This window comes from Pseudomonas sp. MWU12-3103b, from assembly GCF_023100615.1.
In the GTDB taxonomy this organism is placed as follows: Bacteria; Pseudomonadota; Gammaproteobacteria; order Pseudomonadales; family Pseudomonadaceae; genus Aquipseudomonas; species Aquipseudomonas putida_A.
Genome location: NZ_JALMEY010000003.1, coordinates 64721 through 91085 on the forward strand (window position 1 = coordinate 64721; position 26365 = coordinate 91085).

The 26365-nt window shown below is 56.6% G+C and carries 32 protein-coding genes, 1 tRNA gene and 1 pseudogene; 14 read left to right on the forward strand and 20 right to left on the reverse strand.

The features are described from left to right. Nucleotides 1-48 precede the first annotated feature (48 nt). Nucleotides 49-375, reverse strand: a complete 327-nt coding sequence (locus M0808_RS06305) for an Arc family DNA-binding protein (protein WP_003178899.1) — start codon at nt 373-375, stop codon at nt 49-51. A gap of 388 nt (nt 376-763) precedes the next feature. Here M0808_RS06305 and phnN point away from each other — a divergent pair, with 388 nt between their 5' ends. Further along, on the forward strand, nt 764-1333 hold the full coding sequence (phnN, locus tag M0808_RS06310) for a phosphonate metabolism protein/1,5-bisphosphokinase (PRPP-forming) PhnN (RefSeq protein ID WP_247840356.1): 570 nt from the start codon (nt 764-766) through the stop codon (nt 1331-1333). On the opposite strand, the gene M0808_RS06315 is transcribed toward phnN, so the two are convergent. Together M0808_RS06315 and M0808_RS06320 are read right to left on the reverse strand one after the other, a co-directional pair. Next, a complete protein-coding gene (locus M0808_RS06315) occupies nt 1308-1487 on the reverse strand; it encodes a PA3371 family protein (RefSeq protein WP_027612267.1) in 180 nt (59 codons plus the stop codon). The two genes, phnN and M0808_RS06315, sit on opposite strands and share 26 nt — an antisense overlap. 20 nt (nt 1488-1507) lie before the next feature. Continuing rightward, the gene (locus tag M0808_RS06320) at nt 1508-1738 is read right to left on the reverse strand and encodes a hypothetical protein (protein WP_247840358.1); all 231 of its coding nucleotides are present in this window, start codon (nt 1736-1738) and stop codon (nt 1508-1510) included. Between the two features lie 294 nt (nt 1739-2032). Here M0808_RS06320 and M0808_RS06325 point away from each other — a divergent pair. From M0808_RS06325 to M0808_RS06335, 3 genes are all read left to right on the forward strand, one after another. Beyond that, a tRNA-Arg gene (locus M0808_RS06325) sits at nt 2033-2109 on the forward strand. Between the two features lie 225 nt (nt 2110-2334). Beyond that, a complete protein-coding gene (locus tag M0808_RS06330) occupies nt 2335-2613 on the forward strand; it encodes a type II toxin-antitoxin system RelE/ParE family toxin (RefSeq protein WP_226499599.1) in 279 nt (92 codons plus the stop codon). 16 nt (nt 2614-2629) lie between these two features. Next, on the forward strand, nt 2630-2914 hold the full coding sequence (locus M0808_RS06335; RefSeq protein ID WP_226499734.1) for a HigA family addiction module antitoxin: 285 nt from the start codon (nt 2630-2632) through the stop codon (nt 2912-2914). 48 nt (nt 2915-2962) lie between these two features. On the opposite strand, the gene M0808_RS06340 is transcribed toward M0808_RS06335, so the two are convergent. Further along, nucleotides 2963-3580, reverse strand: coding sequence for a recombinase family protein (locus tag M0808_RS06340; RefSeq protein ID WP_247840360.1), 618 nt, complete (start codon nt 3578-3580; stop codon nt 2963-2965). A gap of 172 nt (nt 3581-3752) precedes the next feature. Here M0808_RS06340 and M0808_RS06345 point away from each other — a divergent pair, with 172 nt between their 5' ends. Then, nucleotides 3753-4466 (forward strand): hypothetical protein, encoded by a 714-nt coding sequence (locus M0808_RS06345; protein WP_247840362.1) that lies wholly within the window; start codon nt 3753-3755, stop codon nt 4464-4466. A gap of 2 nt (nt 4467-4468) precedes the next feature. Here M0808_RS06345 and M0808_RS06350 read toward each other — a convergent pair whose 3' ends face one another. The 12 genes and pseudogenes from M0808_RS06350 to M0808_RS06405 all read right to left on the reverse strand — a co-directional run bounded on the left by M0808_RS06350 (nt 4469) and on the right by M0808_RS06405 (nt 14207). After that, on the reverse strand, nt 4469-5053 hold the full coding sequence (locus tag M0808_RS06350; RefSeq protein ID WP_247840364.1) for a tail assembly protein: 585 nt from the start codon (nt 5051-5053) through the stop codon (nt 4469-4471). A 2-nt stretch (nt 5054-5055) separates the two neighbouring features. After that, entirely contained in the window at nt 5056-5418 is a 363-nt protein-coding gene (locus tag M0808_RS06355) for a hypothetical protein (protein WP_247840366.1), read from the reverse strand. Nucleotides 5419-5469: 51 nt separating this feature from the next. Then, the gene (locus M0808_RS06360) at nt 5470-6303 is read right to left on the reverse strand and encodes a hypothetical protein (RefSeq protein WP_247840368.1); all 834 of its coding nucleotides are present in this window, start codon (nt 6301-6303) and stop codon (nt 5470-5472) included. Continuing rightward, entirely contained in the window at nt 6300-6521 is a 222-nt protein-coding gene (locus M0808_RS06365; RefSeq protein WP_247840370.1) for a hypothetical protein, read from the reverse strand. Before M0808_RS06365 ends, M0808_RS06360 begins: the two co-directional genes overlap by 4 nt. Beyond that, a complete protein-coding gene (locus M0808_RS06370) occupies nt 6508-6939 on the reverse strand; it encodes a hypothetical protein (protein ID WP_247840372.1) in 432 nt (143 codons plus the stop codon). The genes M0808_RS06365 and M0808_RS06370 overlap by 14 nt, the downstream gene beginning before the upstream one ends. Continuing rightward, nucleotides 6936-7352, reverse strand: a complete 417-nt coding sequence (locus M0808_RS06375; RefSeq protein WP_085730375.1) for a DUF5681 domain-containing protein — start codon at nt 7350-7352, stop codon at nt 6936-6938. Before M0808_RS06375 ends, M0808_RS06370 begins: the two co-directional genes overlap by 4 nt. 719 nt (nt 7353-8071) lie before the next feature. Then, complete coding sequence (locus tag M0808_RS06380) at nt 8072-8404, reverse strand: hypothetical protein (protein ID WP_247840374.1); 333 nt, start codon at nt 8402-8404, stop codon at nt 8072-8074. A 117-nt stretch (nt 8405-8521) separates the two neighbouring features. Further along, the gene (locus M0808_RS06385; RefSeq protein WP_247840376.1) at nt 8522-8752 is read right to left on the reverse strand and encodes a hypothetical protein; all 231 of its coding nucleotides are present in this window, start codon (nt 8750-8752) and stop codon (nt 8522-8524) included. 58 nt (nt 8753-8810) lie between these two features. Next, entirely contained in the window at nt 8811-10577 is a 1767-nt protein-coding gene (locus M0808_RS06390) for a tetratricopeptide repeat protein (protein WP_247840378.1), read from the reverse strand. 345 nt (nt 10578-10922) lie between these two features. Continuing rightward, complete coding sequence (locus M0808_RS06395; protein ID WP_247840380.1) at nt 10923-11585, reverse strand: DUF4145 domain-containing protein; 663 nt, start codon at nt 11583-11585, stop codon at nt 10923-10925. Nucleotides 11586-11785: 200 nt separating this feature from the next. Further along, nucleotides 11786-12553 (reverse strand): annotated as a pseudogene (locus M0808_RS06400) (integrase family protein); the annotation flags it as partial. Between the two features lie 196 nt (nt 12554-12749). Beyond that, nucleotides 12750-14207 (reverse strand): lysozyme inhibitor LprI family protein, encoded by a 1458-nt coding sequence (locus tag M0808_RS06405; RefSeq protein WP_247840382.1) that lies wholly within the window; start codon nt 14205-14207, stop codon nt 12750-12752. 132 nt (nt 14208-14339) lie between these two features. On the opposite strand from M0808_RS06405, the gene M0808_RS06410 reads away from it, so the two are divergent. From M0808_RS06410 to M0808_RS06425, 4 genes are all read left to right on the forward strand, one after another. After that, complete coding sequence (locus M0808_RS06410; RefSeq protein WP_047295822.1) at nt 14340-15944, forward strand: tetratricopeptide repeat-containing response regulator; 1605 nt, start codon at nt 14340-14342, stop codon at nt 15942-15944. Further along, nucleotides 15941-16633 carry a HAMP domain-containing sensor histidine kinase gene (locus tag M0808_RS06415; protein WP_247840384.1) on the forward strand — a complete coding sequence of 231 codons (693 nt, stop codon included), beginning with the start codon at nt 15941-15943 and terminating at the stop codon, nt 16631-16633. The genes M0808_RS06410 and M0808_RS06415 overlap by 4 nt, the downstream gene beginning before the upstream one ends. A 302-nt stretch (nt 16634-16935) precedes the next feature. Then, a complete protein-coding gene (locus M0808_RS06420) occupies nt 16936-18177 on the forward strand; it encodes a glutamine synthetase family protein (RefSeq protein WP_247840640.1) in 1242 nt (413 codons plus the stop codon). 69 nt (nt 18178-18246) lie between these two features. Next, entirely contained in the window at nt 18247-19623 is a 1377-nt protein-coding gene (locus M0808_RS06425; protein WP_247840385.1) for an MFS transporter, read from the forward strand. 257 nt (nt 19624-19880) lie between these two features. Here M0808_RS06425 and M0808_RS06430 read toward each other — a convergent pair whose 3' ends face one another. The 4 genes from M0808_RS06430 to flgA all read right to left on the reverse strand — a co-directional run bounded on the left by M0808_RS06430 (nt 19881) and on the right by flgA (nt 22484). After that, nucleotides 19881-20627, reverse strand: coding sequence for a flagellar brake protein (locus M0808_RS06430; RefSeq protein ID WP_027612274.1), 747 nt, complete (start codon nt 20625-20627; stop codon nt 19881-19883). A gap of 92 nt (nt 20628-20719) precedes the next feature. Next, a complete protein-coding gene (locus M0808_RS06435) occupies nt 20720-21187 on the reverse strand; it encodes a flagellar protein FlgN (RefSeq protein ID WP_007963060.1) in 468 nt (155 codons plus the stop codon). 48 nt (nt 21188-21235) lie between these two features. Next, nucleotides 21236-21562 carry a flagellar biosynthesis anti-sigma factor FlgM gene (flgM, locus tag M0808_RS06440; protein WP_007917589.1) on the reverse strand — a complete coding sequence of 109 codons (327 nt, stop codon included), beginning with the start codon at nt 21560-21562 and terminating at the stop codon, nt 21236-21238. 160 nt (nt 21563-21722) lie between these two features. Continuing rightward, a complete protein-coding gene (gene flgA, locus M0808_RS06445) occupies nt 21723-22484 on the reverse strand; it encodes a flagellar basal body P-ring formation chaperone FlgA (protein WP_027612276.1) in 762 nt (253 codons plus the stop codon). 82 nt (nt 22485-22566) lie between these two features. On the opposite strand from flgA, the gene M0808_RS06450 reads away from it, so the two are divergent. The 5 genes from M0808_RS06450 (at nt 22567) to flgD (ending at nt 26337) form a co-directional block, all read left to right on the forward strand. After that, on the forward strand, nt 22567-23499 hold the full coding sequence (locus M0808_RS06450; RefSeq protein ID WP_095137138.1) for a chemotaxis protein CheV: 933 nt from the start codon (nt 22567-22569) through the stop codon (nt 23497-23499). 46 nt (nt 23500-23545) lie between these two features. Continuing rightward, nucleotides 23546-24373, forward strand: a complete 828-nt coding sequence (gene cheR, locus M0808_RS06455) for a protein-glutamate O-methyltransferase CheR (protein ID WP_007963053.1) — start codon at nt 23546-23548, stop codon at nt 24371-24373. Between the two features lie 365 nt (nt 24374-24738). After that, entirely contained in the window at nt 24739-25146 is a 408-nt protein-coding gene (gene flgB, locus M0808_RS06460) for a flagellar basal body rod protein FlgB (protein WP_007917581.1), read from the forward strand. Between the two features lie 3 nt (nt 25147-25149). Further along, nucleotides 25150-25593 (forward strand): flagellar basal body rod protein FlgC, encoded by a 444-nt coding sequence (flgC, locus tag M0808_RS06465; RefSeq protein WP_003227217.1) that lies wholly within the window; start codon nt 25150-25152, stop codon nt 25591-25593. 15 nt (nt 25594-25608) lie between these two features. Continuing rightward, complete coding sequence (gene flgD, locus M0808_RS06470; RefSeq protein ID WP_247840387.1) at nt 25609-26337, forward strand: flagellar hook assembly protein FlgD; 729 nt, start codon at nt 25609-25611, stop codon at nt 26335-26337. Nucleotides 26338-26365: the final 28 nt, after the last annotated feature.

Below are 26365 nucleotides of genomic sequence, written 5' to 3' on the forward strand. Positions count from 1 at the left end.
GGTAAAAAAAAGCCAGCACTTAAGCTGGCTTGAGATGTTCGGCGCAACTCAGGACGCGTCTGCGGCCATCTCGGCGTCGTGAGCGATCAGCGACACCAGTGCGTTCTGTTGACGGTGCGACAGCTGACGGAAGCGTTGCAGCAGCTCACGCTCATGCAGCGAAAGCTCCGGGCTGTCCAGGCGCATGCTCAACTCTTCGCCCAGTGCACCTTCCTGAATAAGACTCTGCTCAAGGCGCGCAATGATTTCGGAGTTCATGCTGCGATGATGATTGCGAGCCACCTCGGCAATGCGTTCACGCATCCCGTCTGGCAGACGTACGACGAACTTGTCAGCCGTACGGCTGGAATAAATTGCCTGTTTCAATGGGCGCATATATTTAACCGGTTAGTTCAGGGGAGCGGTTCTCGGGATTGGCCGCAGGATGTGTGGTAGGACAAGCATCCGCGCCAAATGGTTCAACCTGAATTGTTAAGAGGCCCGCATCATGCCTCAAAATTGCCAGATCATTGGCGTCAATTCTGTGACAAATATTGAGCTGGGTAAAGGCGTAATGCCAGCACCAATTATCAGAAATGCGGACTGGTTTGAAAACTTTGCCTTGGTCCGCATCAATGACCGCTTCCGGGTGCACATCTGTTGATGTCCGAAGACGTCAGAACGTGCATGCTATGCGGCTTTCAATCCTTGTTCCTTACCTGTACAGGATAGTGGCAATTTGCCGATTTACTAGGGCAAACACCCGTTGGAGGGCGTTTTCAGGATGGATGGCAGGCTTATTTATCTGATGGGACCCTCCGGTTCAGGCAAGGACAGCCTGATCGAGGCCGCGCGTGAGCCTTTGCGTGAGTTGAAATGCGAAATCATCCGCAGAGTGATTACCCGATCAGCGGAATCGGTGGGTGAGGATGCCATCAGCGTGACGCCCGAAGAGTTCGAGCGACGCCAGCAAGCCGGGGATTTCTCGCTGTCCTGGCAGGCCAATGGGCTGGCTTATGGTATCCCGGCAGAAATCGACGAATGGTTGCGCGCTGGACGATCTGTGCTGGTGAACGGCTCACGCGCCAACCTGCGTCAGGCGCTTGAGCGCTATCCGACGCTGCTGCCGGTGCTGCTGACGGTCAAGGATGAGGTCTTGCGTGAACGCCTGCTCAGACGAGGGCGGGAGACGCCTGAGCAGATCGATGCGAGACTGGCGCGCAATGCGCTGTTCAAGGACCGAAGGGCAACTGACTTGCCCGTGCATCTGATCGACAACTCGGGCGACCTGGCGGACGCCGTCAAGCAACTGCTGGGCTTGATCTGTCTTAACGCAGCACCGGATCAAACTTGATCCTGCGCCCGGCCACCAGGGCCAGCACAAACAACACCGCAAACACGCCGCAGCCAATCAGGGGCAGGGTGACTGAGGTTTCCTCGAACAGCGAAAAATGCACAACGCCACTCAATAAGGCGAGGATCAGAAATCCTGCGGCTGATCTGGACATGCTGTACTCCTGAAGATATTTCAAAAAACCAGACGTTCGGTGTCGCGCGTCGGCATTGCTTGCTCAGGCTCATTGACTGCCTGCGCCGCGAAGTCGCTCTGATCGCTCAGCACCGCCAACTGCGGCGCTTTCTGCACCTGCAAATAATGCGGCATACGCTGAGCTACCGGTTCAGCACTCTCTGGAACAAAATGAAAGCCAACCAAAACCGCCAGTGCGATAGCGTTTGCGAGCAGGAGAGTGCTGTTCATGGGGCGGACTCCGTTTGTGCTGTTATGAGAACAGACAAAGCAGCCGTCGTGCCAACAGTCTAACCGCTGTGAAGTCCTTTAAAAACAAGGATTTGCAAGGGTTTTTCATAAGGCGCGGGTTGCAATCTGCAATGATGGCTTTTTGAGGCAGTGCAAATTGCACGGTAAATGTTCACGCAGCATTGCAAGGCGCCTGCCTACACTTAAAAAGCCCACGGACGACATGACAAATCAGGGGCTGGCCGTTAACATGCACGCCGTCCGTCGCGCCGTCTCCGGCCGCGATAACTCAGTGTCTCAGTAGCTCAATTGGATAGAGCATCCCCCTCCTAAGGGGAAGGTTGGCAGTTCGAACCTGCCCTGGGACACCATATATTCCGGGCCTCTCCAGCATTTCTGCATTCTTCGTTTTTTCTCTGTGACAGCAGGGTGGCAGCAGGAGGATCAGAAACGACTGGCGCAGCCGTCGAAGTTTTTATCCGTGAATGAGCGAATCGCCACGTATTTCAAGCTTTCGACATTCATGTTGCTCCCCATAGCAACAATCAATGGGGCGTTGCCTTGCTGGGTGTTCGGCCCCACCCTACACTCCGATCATGATAACGACCTTCAAGCATAAGGGCCTTCGGGACTTTTTCTTAACACGGACGACCCGGGGTATTCAGGCCGAGCACGCTGCTCGCTTGATCCGTATCCTTGGTGCTCTTGACGTCGCTGTTAAACCGAGTGATATGGACATTCCGGGCTATCGCTTGCATCAACTCAAGGGGAACCTGGCGAGTTTCTGGTCGGTCACAGTTTCAGGCAACTGGCGCGTGATCTTCCAATTCAACGGCTCAGATGTTGAGCTTTTGGATTATTGCGATTACCACTGACAGGAGGGTAATGACTATGCCTATGCACAATCCGCCCCACCCTGGGGAAATCTTACGCGAAGACGTGCTTCCGGCATTGAAAATGGGTGTTGGAGATTTAGCTGAGCACCTGGGCTATTCGCGCGCGCACTTTTCTACTGTCCTTAATGGGCACACCAGCATAAGCGCTGAGATGGCGTTTCGTTTGGAAATGGCCGGACTGAGCAGCGGCCGCCAGTGGCTGGCGATGCAGTCTGCTTATGATCTGTGGGAAGCAAAAAGCCGTGAGCATCCAGACATCACTCGGCTAGAGCCCGTCTGATACTTAGGAAGCCAAAGCCCTGCACTTGCAGGGCTTTTTGTTTTGTACTCAGACCTTAGCCAAATCCCTTATCCGTAGAACTGTCGTTGTCGAGCAGTTGGCGTGGCGAGCTGTAGCGCGAATGCCCAGGCCGGCGCCGAGCAATTCCGAAACGCGCTTGTGTAGATCCTCGTCGACTGGGCGACCCTGGTACTTGCCTGCGGCTTTCGCCTTCTCGATACCCTGGGCCTGCCGTTCGCGGCGTTGCTCGTAATCCTTGCGCGCGATCGCCGCCATCATTTCCACCAGCATGGAATTGATCGCGCCCAGCATCCGACCGGTGAACTCGTCGCCCTTTGTCTCCTGCATTCCCTGGTGGCTGGTCGGCAGGTCGAGCGCCACGATGCGCAGGCCCTTGGAGTCGATCGCCGACTTCAGCTTCTGCCAATCCTCCACAGGAAGTCGCGAGAGGCGGTCTATCGACTCCACCAGCAGGACGTCACCCTTGCGCGCATCTTTGAGCAGGCGCAGCAGCTCAGGCCGATCTGCCGATGCGCCACTGGCGTTCTCCAGGTACACGCTCGCGATCACCTTGTTGTGATCGGTGGCGAATTGTTCGAGCGATGCCCGGGCGCGGCCGGCGTCCTGCGCTTCGGTAGATGCCCGGAGGTATGCGCGGATGAACATGATGAGCTGTCCGTATCAGTTAAGGTGTTCTACTAATACTGTTGCACTATGAGTGTCACTTATCAAGCAGAATGCGCAAATAAACACAAATTTGCGCGTATCAGCTCAGGCATACCCTGCGAGACAGCCTGCACGTGGGTATGATAGCTGTTTGATATCCTATGGTTTGCTTATGAGAAGTGAATACGCTGCTGGTTTTTATGGATTGCTCGCCGCTTTTGTCATTATTGTCTGCGCACTTTTTTATTCGACATTTACTGACGGCAGGCCCGAAAGCACGGACAAGGCCTTCAATTTAATAAGCTCTGTTTCTGCACTCATCCAGGCTATCGCCGCAATTTTTGTTGCGGGGCTTGCTTTCAGGGGATGGAACAGCTGGAAGCTGCAAATTGTTCACGGAAAGGCTTTAGGAATTGTCTGGGACGCTAATGTGGCTCTCAGAGGGGTTGAAGCAGCTGTAAATGAATTAGAGGCCAGATGGGCTCGTTCGTACGTTAGCGGTTCCGATCAAATCATCGAGCTTGATGAGAATGGGATCGTGGGTAAAGTTCTGGAAATATTCAAAACGCAATGCATTCTTTTGGACAAGGTTGTGGTTAAAAATGAATGGGAATGGCAAAACCGTTGTCATGACCTACGAAGCTGTATCCGGGCTCTGATCGACGAACAAGCAAAAAAGTTGAAAGCTCCCCAAAGCAAGAAGCCTACTAGTACCAAGGGCGTTTTCTCTTCAATTGATGTTAAAACAGATGATTCTGTGAGTGAGAAAAGGCAAGCGCTTAAGGCTGTCACTGACACGATTGATAAAAAGCTGACTGCGCTTGAAGAATATTATCTGTCGGCCCATTCGACTCTCGCGCGCCCCTCGATTTCGTCACGTCGCTGAGCTTACACCTTGTCCTCCGCGTAAATTGACGCCGAGATGATCATCCCACCCCATCGGCGCTCACCGATGCAAATCGGTATCGGGTTGCCGCTGGCCGTGGTGTTCTTGGCGCTGCCGAATGCATAGGATGGGGCGTTCTCAGGGGATGTGCTTTGCTTCAGGCCAGTAGCTTGAGGGCTCAGCATCTGGATGACTCCGCCGGCTGCGAGTGCAATACCTGGTGCCAGGGTCGCGCCGTTCGTTACGGAGCTCATGGCGATCAAGACCACGCCAAGTACCGTCTGAAACAGACCTGCCCGCTTGCTCCCTGCGATTACCGGGACGATCCGGATCTCCTGAGCGCCACCCATCTTCAGCTCGCGCTCGCCGATGTTCTTGCCGTTCCGGAATACTGCGAATTCGAGACCTTTTCGTTTCGAATCCGCGAGGTACTTCGCGAAACCCGGATGGTTGACGTCGATCGCCTTCACGGCCTCCCGAGTGTCGCCGGTGGAGAGCTCGTAAATGTGTTCGCGCCCGAACAGCTTGCCCGCCGATCCGCCCAGCAGGATTCGGGTTTTGGTGCCGTGGTTGGTGGTCATGGCCATGGTTACTCCTGGGCGCCTTGGGCGCTGTTGTTGGGCACCGAAACACCCAATCGGATGGCGAGCAGCGAGCGCGACATCCGCGCCTGGTCGGTCGTCACCTGTTCGTGCCGTGGGTCGTAGTTCCAAATCCGGTCATGGATTCCCTGGTAGGCCCTGGCACCGCGGAAGGTTCCGCGCAAAAGATCGGCAGATACACGGGCTTCGTCCTCCGTGAAGAACGGCCCGTCAATCGTCACCTTCTCGCCGTCGCGGACGTGCTGGACATCCCACACCACGTAGCCAGAGTCGGCGCCCTGTTTCAGAGGGTAGGGTGCGAAGCGGGTTGTCTTGCAGGCTTCGGCAAAGCGATCTTTGTAGGTGGTCAAGGTATTTGCTCCTGTTTGGCGGCCGCGCTGTGACGGCCGCACGCCGACCGATTACGCGGCTTCGGTTTTTTCTTCTGCGGCTTTTGGCTTGCCTCGAGCTGGGATCTTTTCCAGCCAAGCGCGCAATGCTTCCGAGCCGTCACACCCCGATCGCCATTTTTCGAATCGACCTGCGTAGCCTGTCGAGTTGGCAATCATCCCGCTGAGCGACACCCCGACCTGCGAAGTGGTGGCGAGCACATCGTCGTAGACGGCCAGCATTTGACGAAGAGCGTCAATATCGTCTGCGCGAGAGGCGGCAATGCCCGCTCGGGAGAGGCTCGCTGCTGCTTCAGTGTTGAGGCCTGAGAGCATCGGATTTGCTCTTAGCACTGCTTCGACGATATCGGGGTGACCACCTTGGCGCGCTTCGGACATGAGGGTGCGGCGTTCTTCCGGACTGAGGCCTCGCACGAGGGTTCTCAGTTCTTGGTCTGCGAGAAAGCCTGCGATATCGCTACTCGCGCGCGGAGTGACAGGAGAGAAACCTTGGGTGACTGTTTCTGCCAGGGTGAGCATATCCTTCGCGACCGACTGCATTGCGGGAAGGAGGGTGTCTGTCACGCCTGCGATTTTTTCTTTGCTCAAGCGCTCGATCGCAGACGAGTTGAAATCTTTGTTTTCCCGGATCGAGACGATCTCTTCGCCGAAGTCTTTGAAGGTCTCCAGCGCCAGTGTTTGAAGCTGGCGAGCGGACTTCATTAAACCGCCGGCTTGCCATACACCTTTGGTCCCGTCCGGACGCTGGATAGAGAAGGTGTGAGACTCAATGCGGGAGTGCTCGTATTCGGAGTAGTGGAGGTTGGCCAAGCCGACCTTGAGAACTGAGCGTTTGCCGATTTTCATTGCGTTACCTTTGGATTGTTTGGGATCGGGGTAGGGCGGTCGGAGGACGCAGAGGCATTGAAAATTTCGAGAAGAGAGGCTTTCCCACTGGCGGCGGCACCGCCGACGGCTTCGGCGCTCAACTCGTCCATTAGCTGACTGATCTGCCGAACGTCGTTGCTAAATTGCGAGTCGCCGGCGGTCTGCTTCAGGCGGGCGATTTGGTTACGGATGTTCATTGCGCGCCTCCACGATCCGCTGGTATTGCTCTGCGGCGTGCTGCTCAACCGTGATCCCTTCAGGAGGCCACGTAACGATCCACGCCCCTTCCTCGGGCGCAGCGCGCATATTGAGTACGCCGACTTGGGGTGTCCGGCCGGCCCGTTCTGTCTGCCGGGTGTGGAGAATGATGGCCTTCGCCATTTGCTCACCCTGGTCGCTATCCATTTCTGCGAAGGGGAAGAAAAGCGATACGTTTTGTCCCTGAATTCGATAGTCGACCTGGTGCCCAGCGGTTTTCGGAAAGTCTTCTTCCGCTTGGGTCTCTCTGGTATTTGCTCGGATCACCGAGAGCACAATCAGCAGTACAGTTTCATCTGCGGCGCCGATCTTCTGGGCGATCCTTTGCAGTTCTGCTTTCAATGACTTGATGCTCATTGCTGCATCCCCTCCATTTGCGTGCGGAGTTCTTCGACGGCCTTTTGAAGCTCAGCGACCTCGATCACCCGGGCGACGGCGCCCAAGCCTTCGATGAGCGACTTGCCCTGGTCGGGCGCGAGCTGTCCGCCGGCAACAGCACGCATGATTGATTTGGCTGCGCTCGGTAGGTCCGTGTCGTCGAGTTCGAATTGCACCGGCTCAGAGGTCGGTTTGATTGGCGGGACAAGGCGCTCAAGGATCAATCGGCAGGCCTGCATATCGCCCTTCTTGGCAGCAGCGAGCACCTTCTTGGTAACTGCGTCAGCACCCTCGGCAAGGCGAGCGCGAAGCTCCTGTGTTTGCCCGGAGCGTCCACCTGGGTTGCCTGACTGCCCGGGCTTCCATTTCCCGCTTTTGTCGCGTTCAGTCATGCGGCGGGCGATTCCATGGCAATGACCGGTTTGTTTTCCGCAAGTGCGATGAGGAGGGCGGATGCTTGGATGCTTCCTTCGCTGGCAGCGTCGCGCAGGCGGCCCCACGCCGCGGCCACCTCTGAGCGAGTCGGTTTATGTTGTCGACCTCGAGCGGTCTTGGCTGTGTTCATGGGATGGCCTCAAGTGGATTTGAATTGGCTTCAAACCCACATTAGGCATGATATGGTCTTATATCCAGTGTTTTTTAGGTGCACCTCAGGTGCTACACGTAACAGGACGGAATGGGACTGAAATAGTTGGTTTTGCTGGTCGAGAAGGGAGAATTTTTGTTGCAGTAAGTTGGCGACAGCCAAAGTGATACACGGCTGAACTTTCAGCCCAGTCATTCATCCTGCAATGAAGGTTGGGAAATTGCCGTGGAGTGGCGGGACTTCCTCAACTTGAGGAACACCCCCCCAATGGGGGAGGTCAGGTCCAACCCCCGTTGGGGGCTGGACCTGACCTCCCATTTCGGTATGGCAGGTGTCGCGACACGTTTTGTGAATTATGAAAACGTGTCGCGTACTCGATGCGCTCAGTTTTGAGCACATCTTCCCCCAGCGGGGTAATACCCCGGATATGAGGGGGTTCGAACTACCGAGAAATCCTCGGCAGTTCGCGGACAGGGCAAAGTGAGAAAATCCCACATCTGTATGAATGGCCCAAAAGTGAGCTAGTCATTTCGTAAATCGAGTCTCTAGCACCTGGCCGGACGCTTCATCGATCCGGCAACTGAAGCCAGCAAAGTTCCCAACCCACAGCGGCTCCTCGCTCGTCACGCCGGTATAGGCATCAATGGCCCCCATCCTAATATCTGGCGCGCGCCATAAAAGATTGCCGGAGCGGTCATAGCAGAAGAGGTTTCGAGCAGGGATATCCCTCTCAAAGGCCATCCAGTCGAATATCACCATCACTCGCTCGTTGATTAGCACCGCTTGAAGGGCGGGATGTTCACTGTCAAAGCTTATGCCGTTGCCGAATATCTTTTTACCGCTGACGTTGAGTTTCATACGTTTTCATCCTGCCCACTGGCATTACCTCAGGCGAGGTTTCCACCATATCCGGAGATGCGTGTTACCTGTTCCAGCCTGCTGTCAGGCTTGGTGAACAAAGGATAGGCTTTGGATTTAACCTTCAAACCAAATGGCTATTGCGATAAAAAAGCCACCAATCATGGCGGCGGCTGCTGCGTATTCGTTCATCTCGGCTGAGACTCTGGTAAGTATCTCGGCAGTAGCAGGTGTTGCTCCAATAGCTTGGACTTGCGTTTTTGCCGAAATCATCCAGCAGGTTCCTGATATCAGTGCCGTACCGGCTATCGTGCATGAAACTATTGTTTTGGAAATCAATTTGAGCATCGGTCGCTTCCTTATCATACCAACGATATCGATTCAATTTGAGTGGTTGCACTGTAGTCTAGTTGTCAATCTTTTCTGCATTAATACTGTTGTTAGCCGATTTTTTGTTTTGTATCTTTGCTTCCTGTCGTAAGCGCAGAAACTCTCTATGGTTGGATTTGACTGTTGGTGGAACGGGTTCTATTTTTAGAGCTTTGTCAAAAACTATCTTTGCCTCCTCAAGATTGCCAGCTTGAAAGGCTAAAAAGTTGGCGTAGTTGCCAAGGGCGTATGCGTTGTTAGGTTCAAGTTCGAGAGCTCTTTTGTAATAGGTTTCTGCTGCTTCGTATTTTTTCAAGTGGTCAGCTAGAAAGTCGGCGTATTCTACTAAATTGTTAGCATTGTATGCGTCCATTTTTATCGCTTGGCGGAAATATTTATCCGCTTCTGTAGTCGCCCCTTGGTCGGCTAGTATAGAAGCATATAAACAAACAGGGCCAGGATCTGTAGGGCTTAAGCTCATCGCTGTCTGCGTCAGCTCCTTTGCTTTTTCGTAGTTTTTATCAAATCTACTTATAAGTTCTGCATAGGCGAAAATCGATTCGTGATCGTTAGGGGCTAGAGCCATTGATTTTTTATACATTGCCTTTGCGCCAGGGATATCACCTTTTATATCTGACAAAAACAATGCATAGTTGTAATGAAGCTCAGAACTTTCAGGGAACTGCTCTAAACCCTTAATGTAAGTTTCTTCCTGCCTTTCAGGATCTGTTTGTGCTGCAGCTTCTAGCTCCCACGCCCACCAACTTGTCCTCTGTTGCACTGATTGGGCCATTATTTGGCGCGTATTACGTTGCTCTTGAGTGCCTTGAGCTAATGACCTCATTAATTGGTCTGCTTGCTTACGGTAGCGATCTGCACTTTTCTTTCCTAGATCTTCCGTTCTCTCAGCAATCCTGTTTAAGTCAAAGTCTGGTACAAGTTTTGTTGCTAGCTGCAGCATAAACTCATCAAAGCCAGGGATTTTAACTTTTATTCCGTCGTGTTTAATTAGGACTTGCTGTGCTAGATCAGGAGGTGGTGAACCTTCTCGGTAGCACCAAATGATACGACCTGCGATATCGCCTAGCTCAAGACTATTAAGTAATCCCATTAAACTTCCGTCATTTCCACCATAGCCTACGACTATAGGGGTGAAGTATTGGAATAGTTTTTTTAAAGCGTTTTTCCATCCTTCTTCAAGGTTGGAAACGCCGTCTTGGTCATTGATTGGATTGAAGTATAGGTCGCGATGGATTTTAGCAACTAATGGTCGGCGTAATTGGGGGCGTACAAAACCAACGAGGGATTCATGGGCAACTACGAGGGGAGATTGATGAGCGTGCATCGAAAGGGCGTCTGCTACTAAGTTATCAAAGTTAGTAGTGACTACAACCTTATGACGTGTTTCTTGTATTATTTCAGCAAGAAGCGTGTACCCAAGGCTAGGGCTTTTGCCGTCCATGTGCTTTTCCAGCTCCGCGTATCCAGACTCACGGTCTCCCCGAAACCGACGCTCAAAAATTTGAGGGTAGAACTCTGCTGCAGTCTCATATGTTAAATTTCCACTAACAATGCCACTGCTTTTTACCCAGTCTTCTAAATGCTCATCGCTCCTGCACTCCCGAAGGTGAAGGTCGGTGAGCCAGCGTTGTGCAAGATCTTTTCCAGTAGGAATGTTTGAAGAGAACGAGGCACCTGAGCCGAGGATAAAGGCAAAATGCCTGTCATGCATTGAGCTATCGAGGCGCGCTAATTCATCCAAGACGCCTTCAAGTGTCCATTCTTGCACTTCATTGCTTGACATTATTCATCCATGGGGAGACGGGGACAGAGTGGCATCATAATGCCATTTATGACGTGTTTCCATGGGTAGTAAACGCACTCACCTGCGTCGATCCGCGCCAGGTCATCCGACAGATGCGGCTGTAATCTCCTCAGTGTTGAGGGGATCACACCGGTGGTGGAAACCTCGATGCGCCACCTATGGTGGAACACCCAGACTTCCACCGGCGGTGGAAGTCTCCACGCCTTTTACGACTTTCTCGTAAAAGTGTCGGCGAACCCGGCAGATAGCGGCGAAGCGGGAATTCCCATTTTCAGATCTGTAATCCAGATGTGAGCAAAGGTCCGCGCATCTCTTCAGGGAGTCTCATTGCAAGGTCGAAGCGAGAAAGCGCTCTACGTCATCAATCATGCCTTTGACATCCCCTGCATTGAATTTCTCTGTGTCTCCATGTGCCGCCGCGTTCCGAATGCCTGCCATCGCGGTGATGCGCTTCTGCTGGATGGAGTTGTAAACGCTCGCTTTCGCCAGATCAGCGTTCATTTTATCGAGCTTCCCATGATCAAGGCCGTGATCGGTGCAGAGGTTGCGAACAGTGGTCTCAAGCACAACCCCAGCGATCACCGCGGCTGCCGATGCATATCCTGCTAGAAGCAACTCGCTAGCTTGCTCGAGTTCGCTTCCGAATACTTCCGCCTGGACTAGATTGCGGACTGTGTTGAGGTAGCCGCCCTCAAAATCTTCTTTGGCTGCCAGAAAAACGGCTTTCAACCGTTTGAGCGCGTTGTACTCTGTGCCATAGATCCCAACCTCACCCGCTTCTAAGAAGGCAACCATATGCGGCGACGCCTCACCGCAAGCCTTGCGCATCAACTCTCTTGCCTTCACTTTCCAGTTCAATAGCAAGTTGGAGTCGACTTCCATTACCGATGAGCCGGATAAGGGGAGAGCTTCTAGCCTCTTAGTAGCTTCAATATCCGCCAGCTGAGCTTCAAGTTCACCGAACCGCTTCGCGAACAGTTTCGTCATTCCGAATTCCTTTTTTTATCGTTTGGCTTGGCTTGGGAGCAGTGGAAGCGGGCCGCCGATAGACGGCGGCCTATCGTGCCACATTAACCTATAGCGTCGCGCCCTGGCTCATCCTCCGCGACCCTGAAGCGCCAGTAACGATCAGGCTTAACCCACACCACGTTATCTGGTGTCAGCTTTCGAAAGGCCGCCAGCAACCCTTTACCGCGATCCGCTCGCCACTTGTTGGCACTCTCGCGTTCCCTCCTCGCTTCGTCTTGGCGGGCGTCCAGCGCTTCCCGGAGCCGTTTTGTCTCTTCAGCATCCAAGTAGCGGACCAGCCCCATCGAGTCGACTTTTAAGGCTTTGAGCCTGTCCATCGGGTGGGTATCGATGTACTGCCACTCAACGGCTCTACTGAATACGCCGCTGATAGAGCCCCTCTTCCGGTTGACCGTCGACGGCTTGTTGCCCGACTGCATCCAGCCGGTGCGGATTTGATCCAGGTCGCGGCCCGTGATGTCGCCTAGGCGCCGTGGCATGATCGCGTCGAAGTTGTTGTTAAGCGTGTGCAGGGTTTTCTCATGCCCTTTGTGGTGCGTCTTGAACCAGGACATATAGGTGTCGTCGATGAACTGGCGCAAGGAGGGCAGTGCAATCCCCTTTCGGCCCTGAGCGACTGCCAGTGGCTCGCCGTGGGCGTGCGCGTCGGCCAGGTACTGAGCGGCCTCGGTTCTGGCTTGATCGAGCGTGAGGACACCAACGCGCCCCAGGGTGGCGTTTTTGTTACGCCCCCATGTGACCATATAGGACTTGTGACCGCTGGGCAGAACGCGGATAAAGAAACCCGGTTGCACGGTGTCATGCACGCGGTATGCTTTCGCCTCGGCGGCCAGGCTGCCAATGAGCTTTTGGGTGATTTTGATTTTCAAGGATCCGACCGTGACAGCAGGGTGGCAGCAAAAAGCACTATGCCGGTCTGTTTTCATGGACTCAATGGGACGAATAAGCCCAGTAATATGGGGCTTCTGCCCGATCCTGCTGGATCTGATTTGTCCCTCCTAAGGGGAAGGTTGGCAGTTCGAACCTGCCCTGGGACACCATCATTCAGAGCCTTGCAACGGTTCGAAAAAAGCCCCGCGCAGAATCATCTGGCGGGGCTTTTTCATGCTCGTGATAAGTGGCTCAGTTCAGTGCTCCGCCGTCGGCCTTGCCAATTGAGGTGCTGACTTCGATCACATGCCGGCGCCCGTTGACTTCGTAACTGCGCCCATCTGCATCAACGTCCGGCTTTCGCAGTGACAGTTGTGCAAACAAGCCATGTTTTTCGTCGTAGCTGCCAAACCAGTCAACCAGTTTTCCGATGTAGCAGTCGTTACCGATAATCACCGGCAGGTCGAAAACATCTTCCACCGAGTAATGCACCGGGCCGTAGCTGTAGTAATCGCTCTCGCCTGCACCTGTTGCAGGAATCGGGCAAAGAGGCGTGCGCTGAGTGTCCGGTTTACGGGGGCGTGCTTCGTTCGCCTTGGTGATTGCCTGATTGAGCGTAAGCCGCAGATCAGGTTCCAACTCAAAGGTGCTGGTGCCGTCATCCTTGTGTTGGGTGGTAGGCACGTTCAAGTAGTAGCCATATCGCACCGTTACGGTGGGCACTTCACGGTTGATCTTCAACGGAGTGAGCAAGTAGATGTGATCAACGCCGTAGGCACCGTTGCGGTAGGCGAGGTAAATATTACCCCGAGCCTTGATCCAGTACGCCGACTGGTTGGCTCCGCGATCATTGGTATAGAACAGCGCGCTTTCAGGCTCAGGAGACCTTTTGACAAAATGGTCACCGTCTCGGCGCCAGGTTTCCACGTAGGTAAACATGCCGGTGCCACCGGCGTAAGTCTGGACGATCAGGTCTCGTTGCCCGTCGCCGTCCATGTCCAGCAACGAGTAGGAGGTTTGACCGGTTTCTGCTGCCGCATCGATTTCGGTGGCGGTCAATGCCTTCCATTCATCCGGTGTAACGCCTTTGGGAATCGAAGCTGGAAAGTGCGTTTGCTCGCTGGGGTTTTCTTTGTCGGAGTCGCCTGAAAACGATGTCTCTTCAGAGTTGAAAGCCAGTGAAGCGAGCACTCGTTCAACCGCCACCTCGCGATTGCCGCCCTCGCTGGCCGCTTGAATGCTGCGTTGCAGATCTTCCAGAACCTGTTTGTCGATGCCGGTCGGTCTGTGCGCAACGGCATCCATCTGCTGCGCCTGTAATAACTTCAGCCGGTCACGATAACTTTGTTCAAGGCAAGCAATATCCGCTTCGCACTGATTACGTGTCTTGAGCCACAACCGTTGTGTGCGCTTGAGTTCAGATTGCTTATCACCGGAGATCTTCATCAGCTCCCGATAAGCAGCACCCATCTGCGCATCCAGCTCATACAACCCTTTGTCCGCACAAACAGCCTTCTCCGCGGCACTCGCCGCTTTTACACAATCCATTCCACCCGCCATCGTCTGCTGGAAAAACAGCAGCGCACAGGCGGACACGATGCAACGTCCTTTGATGTACACGAGATAAACCCTGTAGTGAAAAGATGACCCGGCGCGCAGGGTAATCGCTGCACAAGGAATCTTGAACCCCTCCACTTCAGAGAACCCCACTCCTTGCCGATAACTCCTTCGGCGACCTCAGACTCGCGCGAAATCGCTTGATAGCATTTGGCCTCCAGCTATCATCAGCGCGCCTGTGAAAACGCCCCCGGTTCACCTACTTCAATTGCCTGGAAATCCTCGATGCTGTCGTATCACCAAAAGAGTTTTCTGATCGTCGATGATTTCTCGGATTTCCGCAGTTCCGTCCGCTCGATGCTGCGCGAACTGGGGGTCAAGGATGTGGATACCGCCGATACCGGCGAGCAGGCGCTGAAGATGTGTGCGCAGAAGTCCTACGATTTCATCCTGCAGGATTTCCACCTCGGCGACGGCAAGAAGAACGGCCAGCAGGTGCTGGAAGACCTGATGTCGGAAAAGCTCATCAGCCATGAAGCGGTGTTTGTCATGGTCACGGCCGAGACCAGTCAGGCGATGGTGCTCAGTGCGCTGGAGCATGAGCCGGATGCCTACCTGACCAAGCCGTTCAACCGCTCCGGCCTGGCGCAGCGCCTGGAGCGTCTGGAGCAGCGCAAGACGTTGCTCAAACCGATTCTGCAAGCCCTTGATCGCGGTAAACCGGTCGAGGTGCTCAATGCCTGTATTGCGCTGTGCAAGCAGGACATCCGTTATTCGCCGCTGTGCCTGCGTTATCGCGCCGATGCGCTGCGCGACATGAACCAGAACGAAGCGCTTGAACGCCTCTACGACAGCATCATCGCTGATCGGCCGTTGCCGTGGGCGTTTGCCGGGCTGGGCAAGTTGTTGTTCAAGCGTGGGCAAGTGGCGCAGGCCAAAGATGTCTACGAAAAAGCGCTGAAAGTGTTCCCGATGATGCCGGCGCTGTACGACGGCATGGCCGATGTGCTGGTCGCCGAGGGCGATACCAAAGGCGCGCAGCGGGTGCTGGAGGAGGCGATTCGTTTGTCGCCGCTGGCGGTGCGCCGGCAGGCGTTGCTCGGCAAACTGGCGATGGCCAACGAGGACTTTGACACCGCGTCCCGGGCCTATCGTCAGGCGGTGGCGCAGGGTGCGCAGTCGCGTTTCAAGGACCCGGAAAGCAACCTCGGTCTGGCCCATGCCTTGATCAGCAAGGGCAGTGAGCGCGGGCTCGACACGCGCACGCGGCTGGAGATCAACACCACGCTCAGCGCCGTCGCCAAAGAGAACCCGTCTGACCCCGGCCTGCAGATTCGTGCGCGGCTGATGAAGGCCACCAGTCTGCTGCTCAACGATGCCGAGACCGCCGACAAGCTCACCGAGCAAGCACTGATGCGCCTCGACGGCATGGAACAGTTCATGAGCCCTGAAGCGGCGCTGCTGGTCGCCAAGCAATTGCAGATGCTCGGTCAGGCCGAGGCGGGCACTTCGATGCTCAAGAGCTGTGCGGAGATCTACGGTGACGATCCGGCGGTGATGAAAGACATCGCCAAGCTCACCGACGACCCGACTATCCTCAGTTCGAGCAACGCCGCCGCCGACCTCAACCGTCAGGGCGTGCGCGTGTACAAGACCGGCAATCTGGTGGAGGCCCGCGAGGTGTTCCGCAAGGCGCTGAAGATGCAACCGAAGAACATCAGTATCGCGCTGAACATGGCCCAGTCGCTGCTGCATGGCACCGACACCAGTGTGCCGTCGGCGGAGCTGGAAGAATGTCGGGCCTGCCTGAAAATGGTCGGCCTGATGCCCGACACCGACGCGCGTTATGCGCGTTATCAGAAGCTGAAAAGCAAGGCGTTTGGCGAATGAACCAAGACGAGCAGGCGCTGGATTTCTCCACGGTGATCGCCTCCACCGTTCACGACATGAAGAACTCGCTGGCGATGCTGATGCAAGCCCACAGCCAGTGGCTGGCGCGCTTGCCCGAAGCGCAATGCGGTGGGGCGGAGCAGGGTGTGATCGACTTCGAGTTCGCCCACCTCAACGGCATGCTGGTGCAACTGCTCGGGCTGTACAAGCTCGGCGTCAACCAGTTGCCGCTGCAACCGGCGTATCACGAGCTGGATGATTTCATTGAGGCGCAACTGGCCGCGCATCAAGAGGTGTTCGCCAGTCGCGGGATCATTGCTACCTACGAAGTTGATCCGCTGAGCCCGCTGGGTTTCTTCGATCGCGAATTGGTTGCCTCGGTATTGGGCAACTGCATCAACAACGCGATTCGTTATGCCCGCGAGTCGCTGCTGATTACCGTCAGCGACGAGGCTGGGCAACTGGTGTTGAGCATCAACGATGACGGCGACGGTTACCCGGCAGCGATGCTCGAGCGTCAGGCTGATTACGTGCAGGGCATCAATCACGGCAGCGGCAGCACCGGGTTGGGTCTGTATTTCGCCAACCGGATTGCTGCGTTGCATCAGCGCAATGGCGTGGTCGGGCACACCGAGATTCGCAATGGCGGACCGTTGGGTGGCGGGGTGTTCAGCCTTTATCTGCCCTGAAGGCATGCCCCCTGTAGGAGCTGCCGAAGGCTGCGATCTTTTGACTTTTTTTAAGATCAAAAGATCGCAGCCTGCGGCAGCTCCTAAACGGAAATTCAGTGGCGGCCTTTTTTGTTTGACGCTGCTTGATATTCCGAACAGCCGGAGCCTATTTTGTACGGGTCGCCGCTTGCGGCTCGCACAATAACAAGGATTGCGTCATGACAACCGATGGCCAGCGTTCACTCGCGCAGCGACTGACCGGCATTGATGAGATTGAATGTGTCACGCCGGATTTGAACGGCGTGCCGCGCGGCAAGGTGATGACCGCCGAGGGTTTCCTCGAAGGGCGGCGTTTGCAGATGGCGCGGGGAGTGCTGCTGCAATGCATCATGGGCGGTTATCCGCCGGCGCGGTTTTACGGCAGTGATGACGGCGACCTGGCGCTGGTGGCCGAGCCGAGCATGATCCATCCTCTGCCATGGAGCGACGAGCCACGCGCCCTGGCCATCTGCGATGCCGACGAACTGAGCGGCGAAAGCTCCAACCTGTCGACCCGCGGCCAACTCAAGAAAGTCATCGCCCGTTACGCCGCACGCGGTCTGGCGCCGGTAGTGGCGACCGAGCTGGAATTCTTCGTCTTCGCGCCGAACACCGATCCGACTCAGCCGTTCCGTCCGCCAGTCGGCCTCGACGGGCGTCGCGAGGATGGGCAGTCGGCGTTCAGTGTCAGCTCCAACAATGGCCTGCGGCCATTCTTCAGCGAAGTCTATAAATGCATGGCGGCCCTCGGTCTGCCACGCGATACCTTCATGCATGAAATGGGCGTCAGCCAGTTCGAGATCAACTTGCTGCACGGTGATCCGCTGTTGCTGGCCGACCAGACTTTCCTGTTCAAACACCTGCTCAAGGAAGTCGCGCTCAAGCATGGTCTGAGCGTGGTGTGCATGGCCAAACCGCTGGCGCACACGCCGGGCAGTTCGATGCACATTCATCAGAGCCTGGTCGAGATCGCCACCGGCAACAATGTATTCAGTGACGACAGTGGCCAGCCGACCGCAATGTTCCGCCATTTCATCGGCGGGCAGCAGGCGGGCATGGCTGATTTCACCGCGCTGTTTGCGCCGAACGTGAACTCCTATCAGCGTCTGTGTCATCCGTATGCGTCGCCGAACAATGCCTGCTGGTCCCATGACAACCGCGCCGCAGGGTTGCGGATTCCGGCCAGTTCGCCGGTGGCTCGACGCGTGGAAAACCGTTTGCCTGGCGCCGATGCCAACCCGTATCTGGCGATTGCCGCGAGTCTGGCCGCCGGCTTGCATGGGATCGAGCATGAGCTGGAGCCGACCGCAGCGATTCAGGGCGAATTCGAAGTGCCGGAGAATCTTTCGCTGCCGTGTACCCTGCATGCCGCGCTCGAGCGTCTGAAACGTAGCCAATTGGCCAGGGAACTGTTCGGACAGGAGTTCATCGAAGGCTACATCGCTTCGAAGACCATGGAGTTGACCAGCTTCTTTGATGAAATCACTCCCTGGGAACGGCGTGTTCTAGCAGCCCAGGCCTGACTAACTGTCGCCGTCGGGCTATCGTCTTGATAGTCCGATACTCACTGCAAGGAGCCGCTCGGAACGCCGATGCGCCAAATCTGGAAATCCTTTCGAGCGCTGTATTTCGCCTCGCTGATGATGTTGATCGGCTCGGGCCTTCTATCTACTTATCTGGCATTGCGCCTGGCTGCTGACCATGTCGACGGACTGTGGGTCGGTGCGCTGATGGCGGCCAACTATTTCGGCCTGGTGCTGGGCGGCAAGATCGGTCACCGCTTGATTGCCCGGGTCGGCCACATTCGCGCTTATTCGGCGTGTGCCGGGATCGTCGGCGCGGCGGTGCTCGGGCATGGCCTGGTCGACTGGCTGCCGGCATGGCTGGTGCTGCGGACCATCGTCGGTCTGGGCATGATGTGCCAATACATGGTGATCGAGAGCTGGCTCAACGAGCAGGCCGACGCCAACCAGCGTGGGCTGGTGTTCAGCGGCTACATGATCGCTTCGTATCTGGGGCTGGTGCTCGGTCAGTTGATTCTGGTCATGCATCCGGGCCTCGGCCTGGAGCTGCTGATGCTGGTCGCGCTGTGTTTTGCCCTGTGTCTGGTGCCGGTGGCGCTGACCCGGCGAATTCACCCGGCGCCGCTGCATCCGGCACCGATGGAACCGCGCTTCTTTATCAAGCGCGTGCCGCAGTCGTTGAGTACGGTGCTCGGTGCTGGTCTGATCATCGGCTCGTTCTACGGTCTGGCGCCGCTGTATGCGTCGCAGCAGGGGCTGTCGACCGAGCAGGTCGGTCTGTTCATGGGTAGCTGCATTTTTGCTGGCCTGCTGGTGCAGTGGCCGCTGGGCTGGTTGTCCGACCGTTATGACCGGGCCCTGCTGATCCGCTGCTTCGCCGGGTTCCTGGCCGTGGCGGCGTTGCCGTTGGCGATCCTGCCACAGGTGCCGCTGGAAGTTCTGTTTGTCGTCGGGTTCATGTGTTCGCTGGTGCAGTTCTGCCTGTATCCGCTGGCGGTGGCGTTCTCCAACGACCACGTCGAGGGCGATCGCCGGGTGTCGCTGACGGCGATGCTGCTGGTGACTTACGGTGTCGGTGCGAGCATCGGCCCGCTGCTGGCCGGGGTGCTGATGAAGCTGTTTGGCAGTCAGAGCCTGTACGCGTTTTTCAGTTTCTTCGCGCTGGTGCTGGTGTGGCGCATCCGCCCGAAAGCGGTGACCAATCTGCATCAGGTCGACGACGCACCGCTGCATCACGTGGCGATGCCGGACAGCATGTCGAGTTCGCCGCTGGTGGCAGCACTCGATCCGCGAGTGGATGAGCAGGTGGTGCAGGAGCAGATGCAGACCACGGTTACGCCAGAACCGGAGCCGGAACCCGAAGTGCAGCCTGAAGCGGCGGTGGAAACTGATCCGGCTGATGAGGGCGATAAACCGACGCCGGACATCAGTGGTGCCAGACCCTGAATCGGGTGAGGGTAAGGCTGTTCAAAGAATGATGCTTTAACTGTGGTGAGGGGATTTATCCCCGACCGGCTGCGAAGCAGTCGCAAAATCAACGCATGCGAAGTATCTGATACTGCGCATCGGCAGGTTTTGGGGGCGCTACGCGACCCATCGGGGATAAATCCCCTCGCCACAGGGATCTCCAGGCCAAGACGGGACAATGGAAATAAAAAAGGGCAGTCCCGCGAGGGGCTGCCCTTTCTATTTGCCTGTACGAATCACAGATCGTCTTTATCGAACCGGCGTGCTTCACGCTGCAACTGATAGACGAAGCGTTCGACGTTGCGCGCCGCCTGGCCGCTGATGTTGTGGAAACGCAGACCAGCGAAGGTGATGTTGAGCTTTTCTTCGAAGTGCAGATAGCGCAGTTCGACCGAGATGGGTTGATTGCCAAACAGCGGGGTGGCGATCATGCGGTCATAGACCTGGCCCAGTTGCAGGCGGTCGGTGATGTCGCCTTCAAAGCGCAGCTTGCAACCGGTGGCGGAAATATCCAGCAGTTTGCCGTTGATCGGCGCCTTGAGCTTTTCGCCGCCGAGTTCGACGCTGACCAGGTCAGTCAGCTTCAGGGCTGCACGAAAGGCGTTGCGGCGCTGGTGGTAAACGACTTCGGTCGGCAGTTCGCCGGTGTAGAAGCGATCGCCCTCGGACTCTTCAATGTTCAGCTTACCGGTGCATTCCCAGGCGATGCGCACGCCCTCGTGGAAGCCTTCGACCTTGAACGGTTCGCCCGCCTGCAGAAAGCGCTCGCCATCGCGCGGGATCATCTCGTCCAGGGCAATCGTCGCGGTTTCGCGGTCGACCTTGATCAGGTAGCTCTGAAAGCGCTGGCTGCGCTCGTGGAACGTGATGATCAGTGGATCGTGGCTTTCTTGCAGCTGGCGCAGGTTGCTGGAGATTTCCAGGGGCGTGGTCAGCACCTTTGGTGGCTGCGGACTATCATCCGCGCTTAGGGCGTTTGGCACGTTTTCTCAATCTCCAGACAAAATTTGACTACGGCTAGCCAGCATTTTGCCAGCATGTTTCGCGGGTTGATAGTGCAGGCACATCGAATGGCTCACGCCTGGCTGAGCGTACGCGGCTTGGTCGGTTTGGCGAATGTGCCCGAGGCGTCATACAACGCTGGCGGCTCGCCCCCGGTGAGGATTTTCAGCTGATTGGCCGTGGCGGCCTGCTGAATCTGGATCGACTGGCCGTTCTTGACGTTCGCCGCCTGGCACTGGGCAATCAGGTCGGTCAACACGTCGCTCTGGGCCAGCAACTGGTCGCCAATGCTCGAGTGGCTGGCCAGTTGCTCCAGGCCCTGACGGTCGAGCGGCAGGTTGAGGCTGGCGAGGATTTCGCTGCGCTTGCGGCCATGCTGTTCAAGCAAAATGATCAATGCCTGTTTGCGCGCCAGAATGTCTTCGAGCAAAGGCATGTCACGACCGTGCAAAGCGAGGGACTCGGTTTGCAGCAACTCCAGCAATTGTTGAGCTGGAGCAAAGTCGTCGGTGATCAGTTGCAATAAATTAGTGTCGTGCATGGCTGGCCTTGGGTTTTAAGCGTCCAAAAGCCTGGCGCCGGCAAAAGCCTAGCGCTGGGCTTCGAAGTTGAGCAGTTTGCTGGCTACACGGTTGCTGTCGACTTTATAGCTGCCATCGGCAATCGCTGCTTTCAACTCGGCCACCCGGGCTTTGTCGACGGCAGGCTGATCGCGCAGCTTGTCAGTGACCTTCTGCAACTGTTGAGCCTCATTGCTGAGGTGTACCGATTCCCCGCTTTTTGCGGTACTGGCCGTTTCGGCCTGGGTATTCAGCGGCGCGGAGGTGCCGGATTCGGCGGTTTCCTTGGCGTTGCTGGTACGTGTACTGCCCGTAAGTGACGAGGAGCTGTTCAAACGGCTGAAATCGATGACCATGTTAAAAACCTCTGGGAATTTGGACGCTTGCCATGTTCTCGGCCATTCCCTGGAAAACTTTAGGCTCACTTTGCAATGAGCTGCATGTGCCGAAGCGTGTTCTGCTGCGGCACAGTTTAGGGAAGCATCGAGGCCGGCGCCAGTTTTCTGCCTGAGCGTTTTACATGGCCACTTCCACCTGACCCGGCGCGATGACCTGCGCCTTGATCACCCGGTTGGAATTGAGGTTTTTCACCCGGATCTGTTCTTTCAAACCGCCATTGGCCAGGGCTTCGCCGGGCATGCGCACGGCGAGCGTACCGCTGCGGGCGATGATGACCACCTGATCACCCTTGCGCACCACTTCAGCCTGTTCCAGATGCACCAGGGTAATCACCTGATCGGCGACCGTTGGTCGGGTCAATTTCTGCCCGATGGCTTCATCCACCGACGTCAGGAAACCCTGATTGATCTGGCTGATGTCGCGTTCACGCAAGGTCACATCCTGCGGCTCGATAATTCCGGCGCGTTTCAGCGGGCGGGTGGTGGTAACAATTTCGCGAAACAGGCGGACTTGAGCGGGCACGAACACCGTCCACGGCGAGCTTCCTTCGCACCGGACCTTGACCGTAACCCGGCCCAGCGGACGGGCCGGACTCTCCAGCGACGCTGTCAATTCCTTGTCGCACATAGGCATGCGCATACGCGGGTCGAGCTGGTTGACCTCGATTTCGTAGCGGCCTTCCGTTTGACTGGTAGCCAGATAGTCTTCTACGGTGAACTCAAGAAAGCCCTGGGTGACGCCGATAAGCATGTCAGGCAAGGTAACCGTATCAGCACCGGCAGGGCTGCCAGCGAAGAAGAAGCAGACGGCAGACACCGCGCACAGCGCTTTGCGGGTGCGGGAGGTCAGGCGTCGGAAAAATGTCGTTTGAGCGTTCATACGAGTTAAAAAGCAAGCGCCGTGCCGTTTAGCAATGAATGTGCGTCGCAACAACACTTGGCGTTGGTGTAGGAGTCTGGGCATGGCTGGTGTAATGGATTCGGTGAACCAGCGCACGCAACTGGTAGGGCAGAATCGCCTGGAGCTGTTGTTGTTCCGTCTCGACGGTCAACAGCTCTACGGCATCAACGTGTTCAAGGTGCGGGAAGTGCTGCAATGCCCGTCGCTGACGTTGATGCCCAAGTCCAGTCCTGTCGTGTGCGGGGTGGCGAATATCCGGGGGGCGACCATTCCGATCCTTGATCTGGCAATGGCGACCGGTTCCGGGGCGTTGAAAGACAAGAACAGTCCGTTCGTGATCATCACGGAGTACAACACCAAGACCCAGGGTTTCCTGGTTCGCTCGGTGGAGCGCATCGTCAACATGAACTGGGAAGAGATCCATCCGCCGCCCAAGGGCACGGGGCGCGATCACTACCTGACGGCTGTGACTCGGGTCGACAATCAGTTAGTCGAAATCATCGATGTCGAGAAGGTGCTGGCGGAAGTGGCGCCGACGCCCGAGGCGATTTCGGTCGGTGTGGTCGATGTTGAGACCCAGAGCAAGGCGTTGTCGCTGCGGGTGCTGACGGTCGATGACTCGTCGGTGGCGCGCAAGCAGGTCACGCGTTGCCTGCAGACGATCGGCGTCGAAGTGGTGGCGCTGAACGACGGCAAGCAGGCGCTGGATTACCTGCGCAAGCTGGTCGAAGAGGGCAAGAAGCCGGAAGAAGAGTTCCTGATGATGATTTCCGACATCGAGATGCCGGAGATGGACGGGTACACCCTGACGGCGGAGATCCGCAGCGACCCGCGCATGCAAAAGCTTCATATCATCCTGCATACTTCGTTGTCGGGGGTATTCAATCAGGCGATGGTCAAGAAAGTCGGTGCCGATGACTTCCTGGCCAAATTCCGTCCTGATGACCTGGCATCCCGGGTAGTCGACCGGATCAAAGCAGCAGATATCAGCTAGGGACCTTTTGTCCCTGGCGGTCAACACGATTTAAGAGGCGGCATCATTGTCTACGGGTAATTTGGATTTCGAACAATTCCGGGTCTTCCTGGAAAAAGCCTGTGGCATTTTGCTCGGTGAAAACAAGCAGTACCTGGTCTCGAGCCGTCTCAACAAACTGATGGAGCAGCAAGGCATCAAGTCCCTGGGTGAGCTGGTACAGCGCATCCAGACCCAGCCGCGCAGCGGTTTGCGCGAGCAGGTGGTCGATGCCATGACGACCAACGAAACCCTGTGGTTTCGGGACACCTATCCGTTTGAAGTCTTGAAGAACAAGGTGCTGCCCGAGGCGATCAAGGCCAGTCCCAACCAGCGTCTGCGGATCTGGTCGGCGGCGTGCTCGTCGGGTCAGGAACCGTATTCGCTATCGATGTCGATCGATGAGTTCGAGCGCAGCAACCTCGGTCAGTTGAAGATGGGCGTGCAGATTGTTGCCACGGACTTGTCCGGCAGCATGCTGACCAACTGCAAGACCGGCGAGTACGACAGCCTGGCGATCGGTCGCGGTTTGTCCGCCGATCGTCTGCAGCGCTACTTCGACCCGAAAGGGCCGGGGCGCTGGGTGATCAAGGCGCCGATCAAGAACCGGGTGGAATTCCGTTCGTTCAACCTGCTCGACAGTTACGCGAGCCTGGGCAAGTTCGACATCGTGTTCTGCCGCAACGTGCTGATCTACTTCTCCGCCGAGGTGAAGAAAGACATCCTGTTGCGCATTCACAGCACGCTGAAGCCGGGCGGCTATCTGTTCCTTGGCGCTTCCGAAGCGCTGAACGGTCTGCCGGATCATTACCAGATGGTCCAGTGCAGCCCGGGGATCATTTACCAGGCGAAGTGATTGCATCGGCAACACGAGAAACGGGAGTCCTTGGGGGCTCCCGTTTTTTTGTGCCTGAATTATCTCCCTCACACACCACAAATCCCCTGTGGGAGCGGGCTTGCTCGCGAAGGCGGTGTGTCAGGAAAACAAATACTGACTTAGATGACGCTTTCGCGAGCAAGCCCGCTCCCACAGTTGTCCGGTGTCGGCGAGAGCAGGCAAGCGGCAGAAAAGCGGCAGCCAGCGGAAACCGGTTGCCGCTTTTCTGGCATTGCCGCTTTGCCGGCTCCTCGCAAAGCCCCGGTTTATGGGGGGTTGTTCTGTTTGGCACGGCGCTTGCTAAAGCTCAGGTACGAAAAACCGGTCACCCGAAGGTTCCCGACATGAGCATCAGCTTCGATAAAGCGCTCGGCATTCACGAAAAGGCACTGGGCTTCCGCGCCCAGCGTGCCGAAGTCCTGGCCAACAACATCGCCAACGCCGATACCCCGAACTACAAGGCTCGGGATCTGGACTTCTCCAAAGTGCTTGAAGCACAGACCCAGAAGAACGCCAACGGCACCATCGCGCTGAACATGACCAACAGCCGTCACATCGAAGCTGAAGGCCTGGGCAATGGCGACGAGTCGCTGATGTATCGCACGCCGATGCAGCCTTCGATCGACCAGAACACCGTTGACGCTCAGCTTGAGCAGTCGAACTACGCGGAAAACGCGGTCGGCTTCCAGGCCAGCTTCACCCTGCTCAACAGCAAATTCAAAGGGCTGGTGTCAGCCCTGCGCGGAGAGTAATCCATGTCCCTGTCCAGCGTTTTCAACATTGCCGGCAGCGGCATGAGCGCACAAACCACGCGTCTGAACACCGTGGCTTCGAACATCGCCAACGCCGAAACCGTTTCGTCGAGCATCGACCAGACCTACCGTGCCCGTCACCCGGTGTTCGCCACCATGTTCCAGGGTGGCCAGAACAGCGGCAGCAACTCGCTGTTCCAGAGCCAGGACGCCGCAGGGCAGGGCGTGCAGGTACTCGGCGTGGTCGAAGACCAGAGCAACCTCGAAGCGCGTTACGAGCCGAACCATCCGGCCGCCGACGCCAAAGGCTACGTCTACTACCCGAACGTCAACGTGGTGGAAGAAATGGCTGACATGATTTCCGCGAGCCGTTCGTTCCAGACCAACGCCGAAATGATGAACACCGCCAAAACCATGATGCAGAAGGTACTGACCCTCGGTCAGTAATAAGGGGCGACGGCCATGAGTGTTTCCGATACCACCAGCAGCCTGAGCATGAATGACATCCTGGCGAACTCCTCGAAGAAAACGAGCAGTTCGACCACCGGTGGCATTGCTTCGGCCACCAACAGCGCCACTGGCGGCAAAGCCCTGGGCAAGGATGCGTTCCTGCAACTGCTGGTCACCCAGCTGAAAAACCAGAACCCGCTCGACCCGCAGGACAACAGCGCGTTCGTTGCGCAGTTGGCGCAGTTCAGCAGCCTGGAAGGCATCACCACGCTTAACAGCACCGTCAGCTCGCTGGCCGGCAACTACAACTCCTCGCAGGCACTGCAGGCGTCCTCGCTGGTCGGTCGCAACGTGATCGTGCAGACCAACAGCGTTCAGATGGACGACCCGAGCAAGGGCATGACCGGATCGGCGACCGTTCCGTCATCGATTGCCGGTGGCACCGTCAGCATTACCGACAGCAGCGGCACGGTGGTTCGCACCATCGATCTGGGAAGTCGCGCCGCAGGCAGCGCGAGCTTCACCTGGGACGGCAAGGACAAAGACGGCAATCTGGTGAAGGCCGGTACCTATACCGTCAAAGCCAACGCATCAATCAATGGCACCGCGACCGACCTGGCGACCTACCTGCCAGCCACGGTCAACAGTGTGACCATCAGCCAGACCGGTGGCGAGCTGATGCTCAACCTGTCCGGCAAGGGCACCGTCGCCCTGTCCAAAGTACAAACCATTGGTATATAGAGCCGACTAACCGGCACAAAGGAGTGGA

What these genes read in the sequence shown, in the direction of transcription:
- M0808_RS06380 (WP_247840374.1), bottom strand. Translation starts at nt 8,404, where the DNA reads ATGAAACTCAACGTCAGCGGTAAAAAGATATTCGGCAACGGCATAAGC.
- M0808_RS06435 (WP_007963060.1), bottom strand. Translation starts at nt 21,187, where the DNA reads ATGCACGACACTAATTTATTGCAACTGATCACCGACGACTTTGCTCCA.
- M0808_RS06360 (WP_247840368.1), bottom strand. Translation starts at nt 6,303, where the DNA reads ATGAAAATCGGCAAACGCTCAGTTCTCAAGGTCGGCTTGGCCAACCTC.
- M0808_RS06390 (WP_247840378.1), bottom strand. Translation starts at nt 10,577, where the DNA reads ATGTCAAGCAATGAAGTGCAAGAATGGACACTTGAAGGCGTCTTGGAT.
- M0808_RS06385 (WP_247840376.1), bottom strand. Translation starts at nt 8,752, where the DNA reads ATGCTCAAATTGATTTCCAAAACAATAGTTTCATGCACGATAGCCGGT.
- M0808_RS06330 (WP_226499599.1), top strand. Translation starts at nt 2,335, where the DNA reads ATGATAACGACCTTCAAGCATAAGGGCCTTCGGGACTTTTTCTTAACA.
- M0808_RS06450 (WP_095137138.1), top strand. Translation starts at nt 22,567, where the DNA reads ATGGCTGGTGTAATGGATTCGGTGAACCAGCGCACGCAACTGGTAGGG.
- M0808_RS06305 (WP_003178899.1), bottom strand. Translation starts at nt 375, where the DNA reads ATGCGCCCATTGAAACAGGCAATTTATTCCAGCCGTACGGCTGACAAG.
- flgA (WP_027612276.1), bottom strand. Translation starts at nt 22,484, where the DNA reads ATGAACGCTCAAACGACATTTTTCCGACGCCTGACCTCCCGCACCCGC.
- M0808_RS06375 (WP_085730375.1), bottom strand. Translation starts at nt 7,352, where the DNA reads ATGACTGAACGCGACAAAAGCGGGAAATGGAAGCCCGGGCAGTCAGGC.
- M0808_RS06340 (WP_247840360.1), bottom strand. Translation starts at nt 3,580, where the DNA reads ATGTTCATCCGCGCATACCTCCGGGCATCTACCGAAGCGCAGGACGCC.
- M0808_RS06425 (WP_247840385.1), top strand. Translation starts at nt 18,247, where the DNA reads ATGCGCCAAATCTGGAAATCCTTTCGAGCGCTGTATTTCGCCTCGCTG.
- M0808_RS06370 (WP_247840372.1), bottom strand. Translation starts at nt 6,939, where the DNA reads ATGAGCATCAAGTCATTGAAAGCAGAACTGCAAAGGATCGCCCAGAAG.
- M0808_RS06420 (WP_247840640.1), top strand. Translation starts at nt 16,936, where the DNA reads ATGACCGCCGAGGGTTTCCTCGAAGGGCGGCGTTTGCAGATGGCGCGG.
- flgC (WP_003227217.1), top strand. Translation starts at nt 25,150, where the DNA reads ATGTCCCTGTCCAGCGTTTTCAACATTGCCGGCAGCGGCATGAGCGCA.
- M0808_RS06315 (WP_027612267.1), bottom strand. Translation starts at nt 1,487, where the DNA reads ATGTCCAGATCAGCCGCAGGATTTCTGATCCTCGCCTTATTGAGTGGC.
- M0808_RS06320 (WP_247840358.1), bottom strand. Translation starts at nt 1,738, where the DNA reads ATGAACAGCACTCTCCTGCTCGCAAACGCTATCGCACTGGCGGTTTTG.
- M0808_RS06395 (WP_247840380.1), bottom strand. Translation starts at nt 11,585, where the DNA reads ATGACGAAACTGTTCGCGAAGCGGTTCGGTGAACTTGAAGCTCAGCTG.
- M0808_RS06410 (WP_047295822.1), top strand. Translation starts at nt 14,340, where the DNA reads ATGCTGTCGTATCACCAAAAGAGTTTTCTGATCGTCGATGATTTCTCG.
- M0808_RS06345 (WP_247840362.1), top strand. Translation starts at nt 3,753, where the DNA reads ATGAGAAGTGAATACGCTGCTGGTTTTTATGGATTGCTCGCCGCTTTT.
- flgD (WP_247840387.1), top strand. Translation starts at nt 25,609, where the DNA reads ATGAGTGTTTCCGATACCACCAGCAGCCTGAGCATGAATGACATCCTG.
- M0808_RS06350 (WP_247840364.1), bottom strand. Translation starts at nt 5,053, where the DNA reads ATGGCCATGACCACCAACCACGGCACCAAAACCCGAATCCTGCTGGGC.
- phnN (WP_247840356.1), top strand. Translation starts at nt 764, where the DNA reads ATGGATGGCAGGCTTATTTATCTGATGGGACCCTCCGGTTCAGGCAAG.
- M0808_RS06365 (WP_247840370.1), bottom strand. Translation starts at nt 6,521, where the DNA reads ATGAACATCCGTAACCAAATCGCCCGCCTGAAGCAGACCGCCGGCGAC.
- M0808_RS06335 (WP_226499734.1), top strand. Translation starts at nt 2,630, where the DNA reads ATGCCTATGCACAATCCGCCCCACCCTGGGGAAATCTTACGCGAAGAC.
- M0808_RS06415 (WP_247840384.1), top strand. Translation starts at nt 15,941, where the DNA reads ATGAACCAAGACGAGCAGGCGCTGGATTTCTCCACGGTGATCGCCTCC.
- flgM (WP_007917589.1), bottom strand. Translation starts at nt 21,562, where the DNA reads ATGGTCATCGATTTCAGCCGTTTGAACAGCTCCTCGTCACTTACGGGC.
- flgB (WP_007917581.1), top strand. Translation starts at nt 24,739, where the DNA reads ATGAGCATCAGCTTCGATAAAGCGCTCGGCATTCACGAAAAGGCACTG.